Genomic DNA, 17,687 nt, shown 5'->3' with positions numbered 1-17,687 from the left:
CCTTCGCCGGACGGTTCGAGAGAACCACCTACTGATGAAAACCGCCGGACCCCACACACCGTTTATCGGACAGTCCCTTTTAGTCAAGGCCCCTGCCTGCAATGGTGGTCGTGGGGTTTTTGACAACTTGGGCTGTCGCGGTCGGCTGCTGAGCGGCGCGCACGCTGCCCACCCCAGAACGGCTACAGCCAAAGCGAACACCGCGATCACAGGCCGGATGGCTCGGGACAAGGACGAGTTCACGCCAGCCGGGCCCAGGGACCTGGAAAAACGAACGAGATCGTGCTCATGAACGTGAGCCTAGTGTCCGGTAGGGGATCGCTATATGGGACGCAATCCGGGCTATCCACGTCGACTCGCCGAGGCCGGAAATTTGTCAGCGTCCGAAGTGGTCGGCACAGATGATGGCGTGGTTCAGGGGGCTGTGCGCAGGAGTATGGGGCGTTTCGCGTCACTACTTGTGCGCATGACCCGACATGTTGTCCCATAGTGGTGTGGACGAAGAGCCGGTCAAGGATGACCGAATTTCTGGGCGCGGTCTGCTGACCGTCCCCGATGCGGCGTGGGAACTGGCCGTGGAGCGGGCTGCGGTTATCGGGCCGCTTGCTGAATCCAGCACGGGCGGATACGCCGTCGATGAGGCGGCCACGAAGCTGGGCATCTCTCGGGAGCGCGTCTATTTCTTGATACGGCTGTGGCGTGGCGGCCAAGGTGCGGTGTCTGATCTCGTCCCTGGCCGCTCCAGTGGGGGCCGTGGAGGGGCCCGTCTGCCTGTCGAGGTGGAGACGATCGTTCGGGAGGTGATCCGCAAGCACTATCTGACGCGTCAACGCAAGACGATCGCTGCTGTGCATCGCGAGATCATTCGGATGTGTCGGCTTCGGGGGCTTCCTGCTCCTTCACGTGGTGCGGTTCGGCGTCGCATTGCCATGCTCGATCCCCGGACGGAGACCGTGGGTCGGGAGGGAGGAGAGGCAGCGCGCCCATTGCAATCAGCGGGCGGGGATGTCCCTGCGATTGTTGAGGTGTTGGAGCAGGTACAGATCGATCACACTGTGGTGGATCTGATCGTGGTGGACGAGCAGCACCGTCTGCCGATCGGGCGTCCGTATGTGACCGTGGCGATCGACGTGCGTTCACGGAGCATCGTGGGGCTGGTGATTACGTTGGAAGCGCCGTCCGCGCTTTCGGTCGGTTTGTGTCTGGCGCACATGGTCACCGACAAGCGTGCATCGCTGGAGCAGCTGGGGGTCGAGGTCACGTGGCCGATGTCGGGGAAGCCGCGCGAGCTGTATCTGGACAACGCGTCGGAGTTCAAGAGTGAAGCGCTACGGCGCGGGTGCCAGGAGCACGGGATCGAGTTGAACTATCGGCCTCCAGGGCGTCCGCACTACGGCGGAATCATCGAGCGCGTCATCGGGACGCTGATGGAGATGGTGCACGAGTTGCCGGGCACGACGTTCTCGCACCCTGCTCAGCGCGGAAACTACGATTCGGACGCCCGAGCCGTCCTGACGGTCACCGAGTTGGAGAAGTGGCTGACCTTGGCGGTCTCCAGCTATCACGGCCAGGTCCACGGCACGACCCGGCAAACCCCGCTGGCGCTGTGGACAGCAGGGGTCCAGGAGGCAGCGCCGTCGATGGTCACGGATGCATCCGCTTTCCTGGTGGACTTTTTGCCCGTGGTGCGCCGGACGCTGACACGGACCGGGTTCGTGATCGACCACGTGCACTATTTTCGGAACGGGCTAAAGCCATGGATCGCGCGCCGTAGCCAGATGGAACGATTCGTGATCCGCCGAGATCCCCGGGACATTAGCCGTATCTGGGTGCTCGATCCGGACGATGGTTCCTATATGCCTGTGCCCTACCGGACGCTGTCGTACCCTGCTGTCAGCGTATGGGAGCACCGCGCCGCTCTGGAGCGGCTGCGAGCTGAGGGTCGAGCGCAGGTTGACGAAGATGCCCTGTTCCGAACGGTCGAGCGCATGCGCACGATCACCGAAACTGCAAGCTCCACCACCCGCAAGGCACGTCGTAACGCCGAACGTCGCAAACGGAGCGGAACCGCAGATGAAATCTCTATGACTCGCCCGCCGACTGACCTTCTACCGCCCGAGGGGAATAGCGGACCGGCTACTGAGGACCGCGTGATGCCCTTCGAAGAGATCGAACAGTGGTGATGGACACGGAAGCCGTGACTACGGACGCGGACCTCACGCATCTGCATCCCAGCGCGCAACCGATCGCACGCCTTCCCGCGGATGAGCGACTCAGGCATGTGCGCGCTGACCGATGGATCGGATACTCTCGCGCCTCCGAGGCGCTGGAACGGTTGGAGACTCTGTACGAGTGGCCGAGGAAGCAGCGTATGCCGAACCTGCTGCTGTTAGGGCCTACCAACAACGGCAAGTCGATGATCATCGAGAAGTTCCGCCGTCTCCACCCGCCCATCTCCCATGCCGAGCATGAACAGGTGCCAGTGCTGGCTGTTCAGATGCCTTCTGAGCCGTCAGTGTCCCGGTTCTATGTCGCGCTGCAGGCCGCACTGGGGGCACCGCTCCGCCCGCGACAACGCGTATCAGAAACGGAACAGACAACCCTGTCCCTGTTACGGGCGGTCGGAGTGCGGGTGCTGGTGATTGATGAGCTGCACAACGTGCTGGCCGGTCGCGGTGACACGCGACGCGAGTTCCTGAACGTACTGCGATTTCTGGGCAACGAGTTGCGCATCCCGTTGGTCGGGGTCGGCACGCGCGAGGCATACATGGCGATCCGATCCGACGACCAACTCGAAAACCGGTTCGAACCGTTCGCCCTACCGCGCTGGGAACCGAACGATGAGGCACGCGCGCTGCTGGCCAGCTTCGCAGCAGCATTCCCTCTTCGCGGCCGCTCGATAATCGACACTGAAGAAATGGCCCGCTACCTCCTCACCCGCAGTGAAGGAACCATAGGAGAACTCACGCGTCTACTCACGGACGCTGCTGTCGCAGCGATCGAGACGGGAGAGGAAGCGATCAATCAGCGCACCCTCCTCGTCGCTCCCTACATCGGGCCAACGGAGCGGCGACGTTTGTTCGAGCGCGAACTGCCATGACGCAGCGGTGGCCGCTTCATCCGACGCCCGGCCACGGCGAAGCGCTGACCTCGTGGCTTCACAGGCTCGCCACTCGGTACGGGATGGACCTCGACCAGCTTGTTCGGCACGACCTCACTCCACCAGGCGCTCCCGCGCCGGGGTCGACCGGGTCACTGGACTTGGATGCGCCTTCGGAGCTAATCACGATTCTGGCGGCGCGTACCGGTGTGCCGGTGGAGCAGGTGCGTCGGATGACAATAGCTGGCTGGGTGCCGTGGCTTCTCGATTCGCTCCAGCCTGAACCGGTGCCCGGTGGCGCGTTTGACACGTATGTGCGCCAAGACTCCGTGCTCGTCACATCCAAGGAGCATCCTGACCGAGAAGTGACGAACTGGCGGGCTTGGCTGCCACTCAATTCCAAGAACAGACCGGTCAGCCGCGTGTGCCCGGTCTGCGTCGAGAGCACGACCGACGGGTCGCTCACGTTTCCGCTGATCATGCAACTTCCGATCACGCTCACCTGCCCGCGTCACGGTTGCAGGCTCGATGCTGCGTTCGGGTCCTACGCGTTCTTCGGCTGGGAGCACAGCAAGACGAACGACCGGCCCGCACCGCGACAGGTCGTCATCCAAGACGCACGCACTGAGCAAGCTCTGAGGATCGGCACGGTCGCTTTACCACGCCGGACCGTCCATGTTGGGGTGTGGTTCCGCCTGCTGCGCACCCTCATCGAGGAACTCTCGATTCCGCTCTCAAAACTTCGGACCCGCCCACGCCGCTCCATCGAACTCATCTGGCGCAAGGTCGGGCACCCTGCTCGTGCTGGCATCGTCGGTGCCGCTCGAACCTACGAGACCCTACCCTGGCCGCAGCAAGAGATGTATCTCGAAGCAGCCGCGACAGCCATTCACCTGGTAGAAACCGGAGAGATTGAGGCACGCGGCACACTCGGCCACCTCTTGACACCCGAACCAGATCGCCCAGCTCACGACGGCTTGCCACCGCGCGATATCTGGGACGAGGCACGAGAAGCGATGACCGAAGCACTCACTCTCGCCCAGCAAGACCCCCTTGCCGCAGAGCACATGCTCGCGATCCTGACGAGTCTCACGCGCACCGAGAAGACGTTTCGGGGCATCCGCGGCGACTTGATCGACCTCGACGTTCCCGAAGCTTTCCTTCCGCCGACGCTCGCTGCCATGCGTTCACGGAGGACGTCACCGGGTTTGTCACATAACAGCCCAGTAGCCATCGTTCACAAGACATAGAATAAATGACGGGTATTGTGACGATTGAGCCGGTCTGATCTGGAACAAAAGCAATTGTCACCTAATCGGTCGTATACGTGACAACAAAAGGAGATGACGATGTTGGTGGGCTACATGCGGGTCTCCAAAGCGGATGGATCGCAGAACACCGACCTGCAACGCGATGCTCTCCTCGCCGCGGGGATCGGGCCGGACGCCTTGTACGAGGATCACGCCTCCGGAAAGAAGGACGACCGCCCTCACCTAACCGCATGCGTGAAAGCGCTGCGCGAAGGTGACACCCTGGTTGTCTGGAAGCTCGACCGGCTCGGCCGTGATCTGCGCCACCTGGTCAACATCGTGCATGACCTGACCCAACGCGGCATCGGCTTGAAAGTCCTCACCGGCGAGGGTGCCGCCATCGACACGACCACGGCATCCGGCAAGCTCGTCTTCGGCATCTTCGCCGCCCTGGCCGAGTTCGAACGCGAACTCATCCGCGAACGCACACTCGCCGGCCTTGCCGCCGCCCGCGCCCGGGGCCGTAGAGGCGGACGGCCATACAAGATGACCGCGGCCAAGATTCGACTGGCCATGGCCTCGATGGGCCAGCCCGATACGACTGTAGGCGACCTCTGCAAAGAACTCGGCGTGAGTCGTCAGACCTTGTATCGCCATGTTTCGCCCACCGGCGAACTCCGCGACGACGGGCACAGGGTGCTGACGCAATCTCAAAGACAAAGGTGACGCAGCCCAGCGATCTGGCACCGAGGTCCCCGGTCAGCCGAGCAGCCCAGTAGCCGAGCAGCCGCGTCTCGCACGTTGATACATCGCGCGAGCTGCGCGTTTCACGGGACGATCGCCTCGACGTGGGCGCTGGCTTGCCCTTCTGTGGAGTCGCCTTCTGACAAACCGCAGCGTTGTGCATAGGACTTCAGACACTCAGGGGTCATTTGTCGGCTGCACTACGCCCAAAACCACGGGGTGAGCCGTGCCGCCGACTTCGGACATTGACAAATCAACCGCGACTCTTCGGGCCTGGGCCGTGTCTCGAAAAACTGTTCTTAACCAAGACGACGCCTCATGATGCAGGTAACGCAATCTTGCTCGCCTTTCGTCAGACGACGGGAGCATTGCGTCGCGTTTTTTCTTCGACAGGCCGTACCTCCTCACGGGCGGCGAACAAGGTTGCTTCGCTCAGAAGTCGACGCTGAAGACGGTGCGCAGTGCGTCCATCGCCTCGGGGCGTGCCTTGTAGTAGACCCAGACGCCGCGCTTTTCCCTGTCGACGAGTCCGGCGTCGTGCAGCATCTTCAGGTGGTGGCTGAGGGTCGATTGTGAGAGGTCAAAGCCCTCGGTGAGGTCGCACATCGCGCACGCCTCGCCGTTCCCGTGCGAGAGCACCATGGACATCAGGCGCAACCGAACGGGGTCTGCCAGAGCCTTGAGCATCCGGGAGAGCGGTTCCGCCTGCGCGGGTGTGATCGGCTCGCGGGACAGCGGCGTGCAGTAACCCAATGCACTATCCACGGGAAGCACCAAGAGGGACGTCGACATGTCTCCATCCTCTCAGACTTCGACACTTTGACAAGTATCGAAGTCTGAGTAGCATGGAATCGGACTTCGAAGATGATCGAAGTCATGTCGATCGAAGGAGAGATCCCTTGAATGCACCCGCCGACCTCGTCCGTTCCAAGTACCGCGCCCTCGGGGGCGGATGCGTGAGTTGCTCCGGTGACCTCGTCGCAGTTGAGGCACTCCCCGGCGTGCAGAAGGTCGATGCCCTGGTTTCCGGTGTCGTCCTGGTCACCCACGACGGCACCGTCACTGAAGCCGCCGTGATCGAAGCAGCAAGGAAGGCCGGCTTGGCCCTATCGGCGACGGGGCCGGCTCGCCCGGTTCGCGCCTGACCTGCTGCTACCTCCCCACGAGCTGAAAGAGGAAAGACCAGGATGAGTACTGACGCGAGCACGCCGTCACAGGTGGCCGAACCAGCAGCCCCGCGGCTGGTTCGCCGCACATGGTGGCGGAAACCCGAAACGGTGACCCTCGCGGTGGCGGCAGTGCTGCTGGCCGTGGGCTTGATCGTGGAGTGGACGATCCACTCCGAGCCGGTCGCGCTGGCGCTGTTCTGGGCGTCGATCATCGTCGGCGGTGTCTATCCGCTCCGCAGCGCAGTGCGGGCGGTGCGCAACAAGCGCCTGACGATATCCGTGTTGCTGGTCGTGGCCGCGATCGGGGCGATCGCGCTGGGCGTCATCGAGGAGGCCGCGATGCTCGTCGTCATCTTCAGCCTGGGTGAAGCGATGGAGGCCTACGCCACCGACCGTGCGCGCGGGTCCATCAGCGCACTCATGGAGCTGGCACCCCCGACCGCCAACCGAGTCACCGACGGTAGCCAGACCGAGACCGTTGCGGTGGAGGAACTGCATCCCGGTGACGTGGTGCTCGTGCGCCCCGGTGAACGCCTGCCCACTGATGGCGTCGTCGCCGAGGGTGTCTCCTGGGTGGACGCCAGCCCGGTGACTGGAGAGTCGGTGCCGGTCGAGGCCACTGTCAGCACCGAGGTCTTCGGCGGGAGCCTGAACGGCAACGGGGTGCTGCGTGTGCAGGTCACCAAAGAGCACTACGACACCGTGCTCGCCCGAGTGATCGAGCAAGTCGAGGAAGCCCAAGCCAAGCGGGGCGGAGCCGAGCGGTTCGCCGACAGGTTCAGTGCCGTCTACACGCCCGCGATGTTCGTCCTGGCCATCGTCGTGGCCCTGGTGCTGCCGCTGCTCGGGTTCGAGTGGCGCGAGGCGATCTATCGGGCACTCGTCGTCCTGGTCGTCTCCTGCTCGTGCGCGCTGGTCATCTCCGTGCCGGTCAGCGTCGTCACCGCGATCGCCCGCGGCGCGCGCGATGGCATCCTCATCAAGGGCGGGATCTACCTCGAACGACTGGCCGACATCAAGGTCGTCGCTTTCGACAAGACCGGCACCCTGACCCGCGGCCGGCCTGCCCTGGCAGGCGTCACCCCCGTCGGCGACGTGACAGAGCACGATGCCCTGGCCCTGGCGGCCGCGGTCGAGGGCGGCAGCGAGCACCCCATCGCCAGCGCGATCGTCACCGGCGCCCGCGCCCACAACCTCACGATTCCCGCCGCCTGGAACGCCCGCGCGCTGCCCGGTGCCGGCATGGAGGCCACGGTCAACGGCCGCGCCCTGCACATCGGCCGTCCCACGGCCGCCGACCGCACCGACCCCGACGTTGGGCGTGCGGTCTCTCAAGCCGAGGCGGAAGGCCGTACCGCAGTCGTGCTCCGCGACGCCAGTCGACCGTTGGCCGTGGTGGCAGTGGCCGACCAGCTGCGCCCCGACGCGCAGAGCACCATCGACGAGCTGCGTGCGCTGGGGATCAAACGGATCCTGATGCTCACCGGCGACAACACCACCGTGGCCAAGTCCACCGCCACAGACCTGGGACTCGACGATTATCGCGCCGAACTGTTACCCGAGGACAAGTCCGCCGCCGTGCTCGAGCTGCGCGAAACGTACGGCGTGATCGCCATGGTCGGTGACGGCGTCAACGACGCCCCCGCACTGGCCAACGCCGATCTGGCCATCGCAATGGGCGCCGCCGCCACCGACGTCGCACTGGAGACCGCCGACGTCGCCCTCATGGCCGACGAGCTCGACCGGCTCCCCGCCGCGATCCGCCTCTCGCGCCGCGCCCGGAACAACATCAAGATCAACATCGCGCTCAGCCTTGCTGTTGTGGCGGTTCTGATCGTCGCAGCCCTCGCAGGCTGGATGTCGCTGACCACCGGTCTCCTGCTGAACGAAGGCAGCGCCGCACTGATCATCCTCAACGGCCTACGCATGCTGGCCCCGGGCCGCGGCGAAACACGCCGGAAGCGGATAACTACAATCACCTGACCACGCTCGCGTGACGGCCGCCCGGTAAGGGATCCCCTAACGGGCATTGCCCTCGGAGGGAACGTCTGCGTGCGGACCGATCCGCAATCGGGCGCCGCGCGAAAGCGGAACCCTGGCGGGCAGAGGGTCGCCTGCGACCGTGCGCTAGTCGTACAGGTCGTCGGGCCATTCGGTCGGGAGGTCTCCGTCGGATCCTGCCGGAACAATGCCCTGAAAGGGCGTCAGCGTTTCCCACCCGTCGTCGCCATCGCGGAGGAAGAGCACCACCCGACCAGTGCCGACCGCGTCCGCCATGTTGTCGCCGGTCTCGCCGCAGCTCTTGGGGAGCGAGGTGACGACGATGTCGTTCGACGCCGCGCCGCCCTTGATCCAGGTGTCGACATTCACGTTCCACGTCGTCGCTGGAAGGTCGTAGTACGTGGTCGCCCCGGATTGGCTCTCTACGGTTCCGACGACGACGGCGTCAGCATCGGCTTCCGCGTCCGCGGGGCTCTCGAAGTATACCCAGTCGATGCACACCGACGTCGTGGTCGTCGCGGGACTCGAGCACCCGGCCAGCAGCAGGGTCGCCGAAATCGTACCGATCGTCAGCAGCCCCCACGCTCTTCGAGACATCATGAGGTGATCCTGGCAGGTCCGCGGCTGGGGGCTTCGCCGCGTTATCGAAGCGAGACCCGCACTGGTCCTCGTGTGCGGTGTCCATCGCCTCGCACCGCGACTACACGGATCCTCCGCGGGTCGTACCGGGGATAGGTCTCCTGAGGTCGGTGGAAGGCGTGCCTACTGGTGGTTCCAGACCTTGATCGAGGACAGCAACAGGAGCAGGACGAGCAGTGGGATGAGGATCAGGCTGGGGATCACATCGAGGAGGAAGCCGCCGGCGATTGTGCCGGCGATCGATCCCGCCGTCATCGCGATCAGGAACCGCTTGTTCTGACCGAGCACCTGTAGCGGGCGAAAGCGACCAGCATGGTCGGCAGCGAGACCAGCAGAGAGAGGCTTCCGGCGATCTTGATGTCGGTGCCGTAGAAAAGCACGATCGTGGGGATCAGCAATTCCCCACCGGCAACGCCCATCAGTGCCGCGAAAACGCCGATAAGGCTACCGGCGATCACGCCGAGGATCGTCCGGGGACCAGGGGCAGGTTCAGGGGTTCGACGGCGAAGAAGTGGGTGACGAAGAGCAGGATCGCGATCAGCACCAGTAGGACCGCGATCACCCGGTACAGGGCCTTCCAGCCAAGTCTCGTCGCCCAGTGCGCGCCGACCCACGCGCCGATCAGGCTTCCGGCCAGCAGGTTCAGGACGATGTACAAGTACGGGGAGAGCTCGGCCAGTGGCACGCTGATCAGCCGTGCGGGGATGGCGGTGATCACGACGATCAGGCTCATCGCCTTGTTCATGATGATCGCGGGCAGCGCGGCGAACCCGAACACACCGATCAACTCGCCGCTTTCGCCATCGGAGCGTTCATCTTTCCATGAGCAGTCCCGCTGAAGGATCCCTACCGGGCACCCCACGGCGCCAGATAGCGATGAAGATTCACCGCCGCGGAGCGATCAAATTCACATCCGAAGTCCTCAACACTCAGGCAGATGAGACGTCTCGCAACCCTAGGGTTTCGAGACAGTTTCTACGTGTCCGCTTGACGCCCTTGACCTGTCAACCGCAGCGATAGGTACTTCGCGTCGATTAATGTCGCGTCTGGTCGCGGAGTGCTCAGGTGACCTGGTGATCCGCAGGTTCCGCCCTGCGCTGTCCTAGTCGGTGGGCTCGCAGAATCTGAGCTCGTTGCCGAACGGATCGATGATGGTCATGGTTGGTCCGCCGGGGGCATCGGGGTCGATTCCGGGACGTTGCGAACCTATCGGGTTCTTCATCAGTCCGCCTCGGTAGGAAGCGAGGGCTCGGGTGGGGATCCACACGACGCTGCCGGGCGTGCCGTCGCCGTAGTGTTCGCTCAGGCCGAGAGCTGTTTCGTCTCGACTGACTCTGATGAACAGAGGCAGTTCGGGTTCGAACTGGTGCTCGAAGTCGATGCTGAACCCGAGCCAGTCCACGTAGAACTGTCGAGCCAGTGCCGCATCTTGAACTCGCAGGATGGGCATGGGAGCACCGAAACCTGGTGCACGGTACATAGCAGCCAGCGCGTTCCAGTCGGTTAGGCCCGCTGTTCGTGAAAGAACGTCGAGGGCCTGCCCATGGCTGAGGGTGACATGAGGCTCTAGTCCGCTTCGCAGTGCGCGGGCGAGGGCTTTTGCATCGTTGGGAGTGAAGGGGATCACAGTTGCTCCGTTGCTCGGCTGAGACGGGGTGCTCGCGTTACCGGCGTACAAACCGATGGAGTGGTCGTGTCCTGATAAGGGGACGTGCAGCGCGTTCACCATGCCCCGAGGGGTGCGAGCGGCAGGTGCGCCAACCTGCGACGAGTCTATCCGCAGGGGCTGTGTGTGTCAGCTTGTCAGGCGTCCCATGAGGAGTGCTTCTTGGGCTGTGTCGACGGCCTTGGACGTGAGGTAGTCCGACACTTCCAGTGAACAGCCGCGGCCGATTGCGCGTCTCATAACCTAGGTGTCTCGAAACCCATGGGATACGAGACAGTCGCCCCACCTCGCGCGATCGGCTGACGCACACGAGTGTTGAGGACTTCGGACAGAAGTGCCGATGACTTCGGACATTGACAAAATTCCGCACTTCGGTGTTCTGTCCGCCGTCCCATATAGGGTGTCCGGAAGAAATCCCACTAGGGGTGGCCTATATGGGACCGTATTTGGAGGTGCCGAGTGATCGTCGGATACGCGCGAGTATCAACCATCGCGCAGGACGTCGAGATGCAGCGTCAGGCGCTGCTTGAGCTCGGTGCCGAGCCAGAGCGGATCTACACGGACGAAGGCTTCTCGGGTAAGTCGCTCAACCGTGCTGGGTTGCGAGAAGCGATGGCAGCGGTTCGTGAGGGGGACACGCTCGTCGTCCCCCGCCTCGACCGCTTCGCCCGCAACGCGGAAGAAACCCTCCGCCAGGTGCGGGAACTCACTGAGCGCGGCGTGATCTTCCAGATGGGCCGCACGGCCTACGATCCTCGGGACCCGTGGTCGAAGCTGTTCCTCACCTTCCTTGCGGGCATGGCTGAGGCGGAGGGAGCGTGGATCAGTCTCCGCACACAGGAGGGAATGGCCAACCCTGAAGTGCGCAAGAAGCTGAAGGGGCGGCAGTCGAAACTGACACCGGAGCAGGATGAGGCGATCGCTATCCATCTCGAGGAGGGCCGCATGACACCCGGCCAAATCGCCACGCGATTCAATACGTCCCGCAGCAGCATCTACCGGGCTGCGAGCAGGCACCGAGCGAGGGCAGGTGGTGGCAATGGCTGAGGCCTACTACGTCGTTGTCTGGTCGCTCGCTCTGGTGGCACTGGTGGCGATCTTCTGGTTCTCCTATCGCTCGATGAACTCGCGGCGTCTCCCGGCGAGTTTGCAAGGCGTGCGAATCGAGGTCATGCCTCCGGTGCGCATGGAGGATCGTGTGGTCGACGCGGACTGGGAGATACCGCTGGTAGCCACGAACGTCACCCGACGCCCTCGCGCGCTACCCCTGCTCGGTGCGTCGGCGCAGATCAAGACCGAGCACGCGCTGTACAACGCCTTGGTCGAGACGGAGCTCGACTGGGCCGGCCTCGAGCTCAACCCCGAAGACACCGCTTTCGGTTCTGTGAGGCTGACACTCCCCGGAGGGCAGGCGCCGCGCCGAATCACGTTGCGGCAGCTCCAACCCCGTCAATACGCACTGAAGGCCCGCTTCCAGCCGGCCTCAACCTGATCGAGAGAGAGTCTGATGACCACCCGCACCGCCACTTCTATCGTCGTGAAGACGAATCTGCTCACCCTCGATGGCGAAGAGCGAACCGTCTACTACGGTCCATTCCTTCCGCACGCCGGCTCCGCCACGAAGTTGTTCCTGGCGTCGATCGACCGCGAGCTGTCGGCGTCCGGCAAGTACAGGCACTGGGAGACTTCCATTGAGAGTGTCTTCATCGCCCCGGACGAGTCGGACTGTGTGGTCACCGCGACGCGATAGACGCCGTGGCGGAGACGCCGCGCGGGGGACGTAGTGCGGACGACCACACCCATGCTCGGTACTCCTTCTGGTCGAGGTGGAACCGGACGGCGCAGGCGTCAGCCGTCCATCGGCAGACCTCGACGTCGACCAGCAGGGGAGTGGCTCCAAAGCGCAGCCACGCACGTGCGGGTTTCGGTTGCGGGTCGATCGTGACCGGTTCGGCGTCGAGGCGCAGCTCGTCGGCGGTGAGTGACTGGAGAGGCCCTGCTTCGGCGATTGTGCGAGCGAGAATCCTCTGATCCATCTGTCTGTCTACAGCGGCCGCGTACCGCTTGCTGGTGCCCACGCGCTCGCTCCTCCCGACTGATCCAGGGTAGCGCGCCTAGAACGTTTGTTCTAAGGTTGCGACCATGATGGAGACCCTGGTCGAACACGAGCTGACGCTCTGGTTCGAGGATGACGTGCCGGCGCGGATGGTTTTCGCTGGCACTCGCTGGCTGGTTAGCGACATGCCGACCCGGCTCCGCGAGTCGGTCTGGTCGGCGGCGCTCGGGAAGCGGGGGAGCGGTGGTGCTGGCCTCTATGGGTGGCGATTCCAGGCGACGAACCCTGCGGGGGAGTCCTACGTCTTCGACGTGTTCGGGGGCAGCGGGGGCTGGCACGTCCACCACTGCTACGAGTGATCAGCGCAGCAATGTCACTGGCAGGTTGAGTTGGACGTCATCGCCGTCGACCGTCACCGACGCGAAGATCGTCCCGACCTCGGTGAGCCCGATCGAGGCATCTCGGTACCGGACGACGATCCTGTCGTCTGTGAGGTCGATGCTGTCGGCGGCGTAGTTGGCCTGTGTGCTCGTGGCGAGGTCGAAGACATACGCCCGCGGTGTCTCGTGGAAGCGCGCACCGAACTCCGCGCCGGCCTTCTCGTCAGCGCCGTAGTAGGTCACGGCGTAGCGGAAGTAGTCGGCTGATCGAGGGATCTCATCTCCGAGGCCCCATGTGATCGTCACCGCGTCAGCGGTCGCCTCGACAAGAGTCGATGTCACGAAGCGGGGCGTGACGTTCTCGATCATGAGCAGACCCTAGCTGCTCTGTTGTCTGCGCGAGCGCATGACGGAACTCTCGTCAGCTCGAGCTCCGGTCGAACGCGAGTGGCGCGACGACGTTCATAGGCGCAGCCGGCCACCCGCAAGTTCGTCGCCTCGCATCGACGACACCCCGTAGTGCTCAGAGGATGCTCCTCAGAGCACCTCACGTCGACGCTACGCATCGACCCGCTGCGCGAGAGTCAGGAGGTCAGATCGGCAAGACTTCCCTCCAACAAGATCAAGACAATGCACGCAGGCACTTTCTGTGAGCGCTACGCTTGGGGCATGCGCGGTGGCCTGCAGAGATGGAAGCGGGGAGTGTCCTCCCAGGGCGTCCAGCAAGCCGTCTCGTACGCATTCGGGGGTACCTGCGACTCGCACCTGCACACGGCGGGTGGGGTGGATGCGCTCGGTCACTACAGCGACGTCGAGGTCGCCGACGTGCAACGGTTCACGGCCACGGCTGGAGGTGTCCAGGTGGACACCCTGAACCAGGCGGAACTGGCAGCATGGGTTGATGGACGTGACCCTCAAACCGGAGAGCGTCGAGGTCGGGAACTGAACCGACCGGACGCCGACCTGGTGCTCGACGGCACCATCAATGCACCGAAGTCGTACAGCCTCGCATCATTGCTGAACGATGATCTCGCGTCGGAGTTTGAGGCCCTCCAGGATCGTCTGCGGGATCGAGTGGTCCGCGTTTGGCAGCGCGAGCTCAACGCTCGACGCGGGGCTGGCGGGCTGGTGCGTGAGGGGATCGCGCAGCTCGAGGTGGTGGAGCTTCAGCACGCGCGATCGCGTGCCCTGGATCCTCACATTCACCGCCACCTGTGGCTGAACGTTCGGGTGCAGGGTGAGGACGGACGGTGGTCGAACATCGATTCTCGGGTCGCCATGAAGCTTCACACCGTGATCAATGCGGAGGGTGAAATTGCCTCCCGCACCGACCCGGAGTGGATCGCCGCGCTAGCGCGCAATGGGTACACGCTGAACGAGGACGGAGAAATCGCCGAGCTGGCTCATGCGGTTCGCCCTCTGTCGCGACGGTCGAACCAGATCGAAGCGAACCGTGCCGTGAAGCTCGCTCAGTGGCGTCAGGAAAACCCGAACGCGGAGCCAAGCCCTGACGTTCTTCTCTCGATCGATCGTTGGGCGTGGGCGCACGGTCGACCGAACAAGCCTGCGAATGTAGATGAGAGCGAGTGGGAGCAGCGTACGCGCAACGAACTCGCGGATATCGACCCGACGATCCTCGCTCGTCGCGCCCCCGTCGAGGTTGAGGCTGTGGCGATCGCGGATCTGGACCGCGACCTTCTGGCTGCTCGAGCCGTCGTCGACGCCGACAAGCGAGCGAGCGCGACGGGAGGTCGGTACAGCCTGTACGACCTTCGCGCGGGTGCTCTGCGAGCGGTCGCGGCTTCGGGTGCGGTTGCTTCCCGCGACCTGTTGGGCGAGGTCGCTGAGGACGTCATCGCCCGGGCGCAGCAGATGAGCGTGGACCTGCTGGCAGACGAAGACGAGATCCCCGGACACATCAAGCACATGATCTCGTCGGCCACCGCCGCCGCGAAGATCGATCTGGCTGAGGCATTCGATCGGCTGAACACGGTCGGCGAGGTCGCCGCTCGGACGGACGTTCTGGAGGCCGCGGAGTCGATCCTCGGCGCGGAGGTAACCCTCGACGGTGGGCAGACCGACGCTGCCGCCGCCATCGCGGGGACCCATGCCCTGGTCACAGTGACCGGCCCTGCTGGAACCGGGAAGACCACGCTCCTGCGGGTGGCACGTGCGGCGCTGGAGGCGCAGAACCGGCGCCTGGTCGTCGTCGCGCCGACGAAGAAGGCGGCCAGTGTCGCCGGGCGCGAGGTCGGCGTGAACGCCGGCAGCCTGCACGCGCTGCTCCTGGACCATGGATGGCGCTGGGGCACCGACGACGCAGGTGCGGAGTCCTGGAACAAGCTCGAGGTGGGCGAGGTCGACCCGCGCACTGGCACGGCCTACACCGGCCCGCGGAAGTATCAGCTCGGAGCCGGTGACCGCATCGTCATTGATGAGGCCGGGATGGTCGACCTCGGTGCAGCGCTCGCTCTGGCAGACGTCGCGGAGCGCACCGGCGCCGGTGTTGCCATGATCGGTGACCATCTCCAGGCGCGGCCCGTGGGTCATTCGGGAGCAATGGCCATGATGAAGCAGCGCAGCGGCGCTGTGGTCGAACTCAGCGCGGTGCACCGGTTCTCCGACCCGACCTACGCGGAGCTCTCGCTCCGTTTACGGGAGCCGGAGAGCGTCTCTGACGCCTCAGCGGTTGCATGGGAGCTGTACGGACGCGGCCAGCTCCGCGTCGTCGCGAGCGAGGAAGAAGCCCGCACGCGAATGGTGGAGGACTACCTCGACAACGCCGCGGCAGGGCGACGTATCGCCCTCATCACGAGCACGAACGCCGAGGCTCAGCAGATCAACGAGACGATCCAGCGGGCGCTGGTGACTGCGGGGAAGCTGTCCGACACGGTGGTCGCTGTGGGACAGAACGAGCAACGCCTCCTCGTCGGTGACGTCGTGCAGACGCGCCGCAACGATGCAGACGCGGACGTGGAGAACCGAGCGATGTGGCGTATCCGCCGAATCGACGGCGACACCATCGAACTCGCGAGCCTCACGGACAGCGCCGACGTGCGTCAGGTGAGCGCCGACTACACCGCCACACACGTACACCTGGCGTATGCCTCGACAGTGCACGGTATCCAGGGTGAGACGACCGACGATGCGATCGTCGGTCCGGGCGTCGACGCGGCTGGCCTGTACGTGGGAATGACGCGCGGGCGCTCCCGGAACGAAGCCCTGGTCATCGCTCGGAGTGCACCCGAAGCGATCGATGCGCTGTCAGCGACGATGATGCGCGGCAAGCTCGAGTTGTCTGTCACCGATGCGACGTCGGCGGCACGGCAGGAGCTCGGGCGTGCCGCACGCACCCCACGTGACGTCGTGCAGATCCCGGCCTGGACGGACCGCCGTAGCCGGCCCCTCGGCGCGATCGTCAACCTCGACCGCTACCAGCCTGATGCCGCAGAGCGCGCGGCCGCGCTGCGTGATCAGATCGAACGGCTCAGCGATGTCCTGCACCGCACCCGCACCACTCTCGGTGAGATGAGAGCGCGCATCGCGACGATGGAAGCAGCCGGCCACGCCGCCGAGGTCACCGGTCAGGAGCCCTCTGGAGACGTGAACGCACTGACCGTGACGTACCAGCGACTTAGCGAGCAGCTCGAGGAGCGCGGCGGCCAGTACCGGGAGCTTTCCAAGACCCACGGTGAGCTATCTCGCACGGTCGAACGAGTCAGCGCCGAGCGTTCGCTTCGCGAATCGCTGACAGACGAGCAACTGCGACTGGAGACGGAAGCACGTCTCGCGCACCTCCGGGAAGCGAGCACAGCGCGGACTGCCTCGCGCGACCTGGGCGCTGGCCCCTCCCTTTAGGTCCCACGTCTGAAACACGGCTGTCGCTACGGTGGGGGCATGAAACTGCTCGGCGTGCCCGATGCCACCGGCAAGCCCACGATCTGGATCAACGCCGACCACCTGGTGAGCGTGTCCAGTGTCCTGCGCGGGGGAGCCTCCGGTGTCTTGCTGGATGCCGAGCTGAAGGTAGACGGAATGCCGCTGTACCGGGTGCCGCTGGGCGAGCACGCCACCCGCGAAGCAGCCGAGGAAGGATTCCGAGCCTTTCTGAACCAGCTCCAGGCGTAAGCCCGTCCAGGACACGAAGAAGCGGGCGGGACTACGATGTGTCCCGCCCGCTCTCAGTCGCTCTGTCAGCGTGCAACCCCTGCGCCGGACTGAACCTCCGGCGTTGCGACGGGCCCGGTGGCGTGCAGCTCCGGGCCCTTAGCTTTTGGGGACTGCGCGATCGCCACCTCGTTGAACTTCAACGACGCTCCAACGGTGTCCGCAATGACCTGGCGCGTCTCGCGGGTCTCGCCCGTGTCCGGGTTCGTGTACGAGCCGAACTTCAGATCGCCGTTGACGACCACGTTGTGGCCCTTCCTCAGAGACGCGGCCACGTGTTGTGCTTGCGCACCGAACACAACGACGCGGTGGTAGACGACGGCGCCGTCCTCCCACTTGTTGGTGTCGTCGTTCAGGTGTCGTTCGTTGACCGCGATGTCGAACGAGGCGTAGTCAGTGCCCCGCTCCGAGCGGCCGCTGTCGGGATCGGCGGTTAGCTGTGATGTCCAGGCAGGTTGTTGAGTCTGCTGATGGGTGCGGCTCCGACTGCGGAGTGGTGCCTGTGATGATTGTAG

General features: G+C 64.5%; 20 protein-coding genes and 1 pseudogene. 12 read left to right on the top strand and 9 right to left on the bottom strand.

Going from position 1 to position 17,687, the window contains the following annotated elements; all coding sequences use genetic code 11:
- Positions 1–476: 476 nt before the first annotated feature.
- The 4 genes from Q0653_RS13855 to Q0653_RS13840 all read left to right on the top strand — a co-directional run bounded on the left by Q0653_RS13855 (position 477) and on the right by Q0653_RS13840 (position 5,076).
- Positions 477–2,183: a Mu transposase C-terminal domain-containing protein gene (locus Q0653_RS13855; protein ID WP_298741057.1), complete on the top strand. Its 1,707-nt coding sequence runs from the start codon at positions 477–479 to the stop codon at positions 2,181–2,183.
- Entirely contained in the window at positions 2,183–3,100 is a 918-nt protein-coding gene (locus Q0653_RS13850) for a TniB family NTP-binding protein (RefSeq protein ID WP_298741246.1), read from the top strand. The genes Q0653_RS13855 and Q0653_RS13850 overlap by 1 nt, the downstream gene beginning before the upstream one ends.
- Positions 3,097–4,350 carry a TniQ family protein gene (locus Q0653_RS13845; RefSeq protein ID WP_298945323.1) on the top strand — a complete coding sequence of 418 codons (1,254 nt, stop codon included), beginning with the start codon at positions 3,097–3,099 and terminating at the stop codon, positions 4,348–4,350. Before Q0653_RS13850 ends, Q0653_RS13845 begins: the two co-directional genes overlap by 4 nt.
- A 99-nt stretch (positions 4,351–4,449) precedes the next feature.
- Entirely contained in the window at positions 4,450–5,076 is a 627-nt protein-coding gene (locus Q0653_RS13840) for a recombinase family protein (protein ID WP_298741248.1), read from the top strand.
- 450 nt (positions 5,077–5,526) lie between these two features.
- Here Q0653_RS13840 and Q0653_RS13835 read toward each other — a convergent pair whose 3' ends face one another.
- Positions 5,527–5,886 (bottom strand): metalloregulator ArsR/SmtB family transcription factor, encoded by a 360-nt coding sequence (locus tag Q0653_RS13835; protein WP_274647535.1) that lies wholly within the window; start codon positions 5,884–5,886, stop codon positions 5,527–5,529.
- Between the two features lie 107 nt (positions 5,887–5,993).
- Here Q0653_RS13835 and Q0653_RS13830 point away from each other — a divergent pair, with 107 nt between their 5' ends.
- Complete coding sequence (locus Q0653_RS13830) at positions 5,994–6,239, top strand: hypothetical protein (protein ID WP_274647534.1); 246 nt, start codon at positions 5,994–5,996, stop codon at positions 6,237–6,239.
- Between the two features lie 42 nt (positions 6,240–6,281).
- Complete coding sequence (locus Q0653_RS13825; protein WP_298741068.1) at positions 6,282–8,246, top strand: cation-translocating P-type ATPase; 1,965 nt, start codon at positions 6,282–6,284, stop codon at positions 8,244–8,246.
- A gap of 144 nt (positions 8,247–8,390) precedes the next feature.
- Here Q0653_RS13825 and Q0653_RS13820 read toward each other — a convergent pair whose 3' ends face one another.
- The 5 genes from Q0653_RS13820 to Q0653_RS13800 form a co-directional block, all read right to left on the bottom strand.
- A complete protein-coding gene (locus tag Q0653_RS13820; RefSeq protein WP_298741070.1) occupies positions 8,391–8,864 on the bottom strand; it encodes a hypothetical protein in 474 nt (157 codons plus the stop codon).
- A 162-nt stretch (positions 8,865–9,026) separates the two neighbouring features.
- A complete protein-coding gene (locus Q0653_RS13815) occupies positions 9,027–9,191 on the bottom strand; it encodes a hypothetical protein (RefSeq protein ID WP_298741072.1) in 165 nt (54 codons plus the stop codon).
- Positions 9,164–9,361, bottom strand: a complete 198-nt coding sequence (locus Q0653_RS13810) for a TSUP family transporter (protein WP_274647531.1) — start codon at positions 9,359–9,361, stop codon at positions 9,164–9,166. Before Q0653_RS13810 ends, Q0653_RS13815 begins: the two co-directional genes overlap by 28 nt.
- A complete protein-coding gene (locus Q0653_RS13805) occupies positions 9,358–9,690 on the bottom strand; it encodes a hypothetical protein (protein ID WP_274647530.1) in 333 nt (110 codons plus the stop codon). The genes Q0653_RS13810 and Q0653_RS13805 overlap by 4 nt, the downstream gene beginning before the upstream one ends.
- Before the next feature lie 315 nt (positions 9,691–10,005).
- Entirely contained in the window at positions 10,006–10,632 is a 627-nt protein-coding gene (locus tag Q0653_RS13800; RefSeq protein WP_298741074.1) for a glyoxalase superfamily protein, read from the bottom strand.
- A gap of 396 nt (positions 10,633–11,028) precedes the next feature.
- On the opposite strand from Q0653_RS13800, the gene Q0653_RS13795 reads away from it, so the two are divergent.
- The 3 genes from Q0653_RS13795 to Q0653_RS13785 are packed head-to-tail and all read left to right on the top strand — an operon-like array spanning position 11,029 to position 12,319.
- Positions 11,029–11,616, top strand: coding sequence for a recombinase family protein (locus Q0653_RS13795; RefSeq protein ID WP_298945318.1), 588 nt, complete (start codon positions 11,029–11,031; stop codon positions 11,614–11,616).
- Entirely contained in the window at positions 11,609–12,061 is a 453-nt protein-coding gene (locus Q0653_RS13790; protein WP_298945316.1) for a hypothetical protein, read from the top strand. The genes Q0653_RS13795 and Q0653_RS13790 overlap by 8 nt, the downstream gene beginning before the upstream one ends.
- Before the next feature lie 15 nt (positions 12,062–12,076).
- Positions 12,077–12,319: a hypothetical protein gene (locus Q0653_RS13785; protein ID WP_298945314.1), complete on the top strand. Its 243-nt coding sequence runs from the start codon at positions 12,077–12,079 to the stop codon at positions 12,317–12,319.
- On the opposite strand, the gene Q0653_RS13780 is transcribed toward Q0653_RS13785, so the two are convergent.
- Positions 12,303–12,605: a hypothetical protein gene (locus tag Q0653_RS13780; RefSeq protein WP_298945313.1), complete on the bottom strand. Its 303-nt coding sequence runs from the start codon at positions 12,603–12,605 to the stop codon at positions 12,303–12,305. The genes Q0653_RS13785 and Q0653_RS13780 overlap by 17 nt on opposite strands.
- A 106-nt stretch (positions 12,606–12,711) precedes the next feature.
- Between Q0653_RS13780 and Q0653_RS13775 the strand changes: the two genes are divergently transcribed.
- Positions 12,712–12,984: a hypothetical protein gene (locus Q0653_RS13775; protein WP_298945311.1), complete on the top strand. Its 273-nt coding sequence runs from the start codon at positions 12,712–12,714 to the stop codon at positions 12,982–12,984.
- Here the strand turns inward: Q0653_RS13775 and Q0653_RS13770 are convergent, their stop codons facing one another.
- Positions 12,985–13,374 (bottom strand): hypothetical protein, encoded by a 390-nt coding sequence (locus tag Q0653_RS13770; RefSeq protein WP_298945309.1) that lies wholly within the window; start codon positions 13,372–13,374, stop codon positions 12,985–12,987.
- Between the two features lie 333 nt (positions 13,375–13,707).
- On the opposite strand from Q0653_RS13770, the gene Q0653_RS13765 reads away from it, so the two are divergent.
- A complete protein-coding gene (locus tag Q0653_RS13765) occupies positions 13,708–16,863 on the top strand; it encodes an AAA family ATPase (RefSeq protein ID WP_298945307.1) in 3,156 nt (1,051 codons plus the stop codon).
- A 39-nt stretch (positions 16,864–16,902) separates the two neighbouring features.
- Positions 16,903–17,133, top strand: coding sequence for a hypothetical protein (locus Q0653_RS13760; RefSeq protein ID WP_298945305.1), 231 nt, complete (start codon positions 16,903–16,905; stop codon positions 17,131–17,133).
- 65 nt (positions 17,134–17,198) lie between these two features.
- On the opposite strand, the pseudogene Q0653_RS13755 reads toward Q0653_RS13760, so the two are convergent.
- Positions 17,199–17,552 (bottom strand): annotated as a pseudogene (locus tag Q0653_RS13755) (single-stranded DNA-binding protein); the annotation flags it as partial.
- Positions 17,553–17,687: the final 135 nt, after the last annotated feature.

The organism is uncultured Microbacterium sp. (assembly GCF_947488465.1).
In the GTDB taxonomy this organism is placed as follows: Bacteria; Actinomycetota; Actinomycetes; order Actinomycetales; family Microbacteriaceae; genus Microbacterium.
This window is presented reverse-complemented; position numbering and strand designations above follow the sequence as displayed.

Bases quoted from the DNA above. Each gene is read 5' to 3' on its own strand.
- Q0653_RS13855 (WP_298741057.1), top strand. From the start codon at position 477: ATGTTGTCCCATAGTGGTGTGGACGAAGAGCCGGTCAAGGATGACCGA.
- Q0653_RS13850 (WP_298741246.1), top strand. From the start codon at position 2,183: ATGGACACGGAAGCCGTGACTACGGACGCGGACCTCACGCATCTGCAT.
- Q0653_RS13845 (WP_298945323.1), top strand. From the start codon at position 3,097: ATGACGCAGCGGTGGCCGCTTCATCCGACGCCCGGCCACGGCGAAGCG.
- Q0653_RS13840 (WP_298741248.1), top strand. From the start codon at position 4,450: ATGTTGGTGGGCTACATGCGGGTCTCCAAAGCGGATGGATCGCAGAAC.
- Q0653_RS13835 (WP_274647535.1), bottom strand. From the start codon at position 5,886: ATGTCGACGTCCCTCTTGGTGCTTCCCGTGGATAGTGCATTGGGTTAC.
- Q0653_RS13825 (WP_298741068.1), top strand. From the start codon at position 6,282: ATGAGTACTGACGCGAGCACGCCGTCACAGGTGGCCGAACCAGCAGCC.
- Q0653_RS13820 (WP_298741070.1), bottom strand. From the start codon at position 8,864: ATGATGTCTCGAAGAGCGTGGGGGCTGCTGACGATCGGTACGATTTCG.
- Q0653_RS13800 (WP_298741074.1), bottom strand. From the start codon at position 10,632: ATGGTGAACGCGCTGCACGTCCCCTTATCAGGACACGACCACTCCATC.
- Q0653_RS13790 (WP_298945316.1), top strand. From the start codon at position 11,609: ATGGCTGAGGCCTACTACGTCGTTGTCTGGTCGCTCGCTCTGGTGGCA.
- Q0653_RS13785 (WP_298945314.1), top strand. From the start codon at position 12,077: ATGACCACCCGCACCGCCACTTCTATCGTCGTGAAGACGAATCTGCTC.
- Q0653_RS13780 (WP_298945313.1), bottom strand. From the start codon at position 12,605: ATGGATCAGAGGATTCTCGCTCGCACAATCGCCGAAGCAGGGCCTCTC.
- Q0653_RS13775 (WP_298945311.1), top strand. From the start codon at position 12,712: ATGATGGAGACCCTGGTCGAACACGAGCTGACGCTCTGGTTCGAGGAT.
- Q0653_RS13770 (WP_298945309.1), bottom strand. From the start codon at position 13,374: ATGATCGAGAACGTCACGCCCCGCTTCGTGACATCGACTCTTGTCGAG.
- Q0653_RS13760 (WP_298945305.1), top strand. From the start codon at position 16,903: ATGAAACTGCTCGGCGTGCCCGATGCCACCGGCAAGCCCACGATCTGG.